Annotated in this window: 1 pseudogene; it reads left to right on the forward strand. The window is 65.2% G+C overall.

The window, feature by feature from the left end:
• Positions 1-1,695 (forward strand): annotated as a pseudogene (locus K675_RS30955) (hemagglutinin); the annotation flags it as partial.

Consider the following 1,695-nt stretch of genomic DNA (forward strand, 5'->3'; position numbering starts at 1 on the left):
TTTCAACGTCGCCGGGCGCAACCTGGACAACAGCAACGGCAAGTTGATCAGCAACGACCAACTGGGCGTGACCGGCAACACCCTGACCAACCAGGGCGGCCTGATCTCCGGTTGGCAGGGGTTGAGCGTCAGTGCTGCGAGCCTGGACAACCGCAACAGCGGCACCCTGTCCAGCCGCAGCGGTAACCTGGATGTCACCTTGAGCGGTGCACTGCTCAACGCCAATGACGGCGCACTGGTCAGCAAACAGGCCCTGACCGTCAAAGCCGACAGCCTCGACAACCGCGCCGGCATCCTCTCCAGTGGCGCCGGACAAAAGCTGACCGTCGCCGGCCTGCTGGACAACACCCAGGGTGGTTCCATCGACAGCGGCGCGGCCCTGACCCTGAACGCCATGGCCCTGAACAACGCTGGCAGCATCAGCGCCGAACAGGCCATCGACTTCACCGGCACCGACCTGGATAACAGCAACGGCACCTTGACCGGCAACGGCGCGATCAGCCTCGACCTGCTCGGCGCCCTGACCAACAGCAACGGCAAGCTGGCCAGCGCCGGCCCCCTGGTCATCAGCCGCAGCAGCCAGATCAGCAACCAGGGCGGCCAACTGGTCAGCCAGGGCCTGCTCAGCCTGCTGACCGGTCGCCTCGACAACAGCCATGGCGGTACCGTCGCCGCCAACGGCAACCTGCAGATCACCAGCAGCGGCGCCGTACAGAACAACGCCGACGGCCTGATCTACAGCCAGAACGGTGATCTCGGCGTCAACGCCGGCAGCCTGGCCAACGGCAAGGGCGCGCTGCAAGGGCAGGGCGCCCTGAACCTGACCGTGACCGGCGACATCGACAACCAGAGCGGCAAGCTGCTGGCCCAGAACGGCAACCTGACTGCCCGTGCGGCCAGCCTCGACAACCGTGGCGGTACCCTGAGCAGCCTCAAGGGTGCACTGGAAACCCAAATCGTCGGCGTGCTGAAAAACGGCTACGACCTGAACAACAACCGCCAGGGCGGGATCATCCAGGGCCAGAGCCTGAAGCTGAAGGCGCTGGGTGGTCTCGACAACTACGGCGGTCGTATCTCGGCCCAGACCGGCGATGCCCTGATCACCACGGCTGACGTCGACAACCGTAACGGCGGCATCTATGCCAAGGGCCTGGTGCAGGTCACCGGCAACAATTTCGACAACAGCGGCGACAACGATGGCCAGATCGCCGGCCAACGCATCGACCTGAGCCTCAACGGTGCCCTGAACAACCGCCTGGGCATCATCGAAAGCGACAGCACCCTGAGCGTGCGCGCCGCCAGCCTGGATAACCAGACCGGCCAACTGCGCGCCCTGGGCACCAGTAGCAAGACCGACTTCCAGATCGGCGGCTTGTTCGACAACCGCAACGGCAAGCTGGAAACCGCCAACAGCGACCTGACCCTGAACGTCGGTGGCTTCCAGAACCAGGGCGGCAGCCTGCTGCATGTGGGCAGCGGCACCTTCGATATCGCCACCGACAAGCTGCTCAACGCCGGTGGCACCGTGACCACCCGTGGTGGCCTGAGCCTGACGGCGGACAACTGGACCAACAGCAGCGTGATCCAGGCCGGTCGGTTGAGCCTCAACGTTGGCACCCTGAACCAGACGGCAGGCGGGCAACTGCTGGCCGTCGACAGCCTGACCGGCAGCGGCGGCAACTGGAACAACGACGG

The sequence above is a fragment of the Pseudomonas fuscovaginae SE-1 genome (assembly GCF_000364705.1).
Taxonomy (GTDB): Bacteria; Pseudomonadota; Gammaproteobacteria; order Pseudomonadales; family Pseudomonadaceae; genus Aquipseudomonas; species Aquipseudomonas fuscovaginae_A.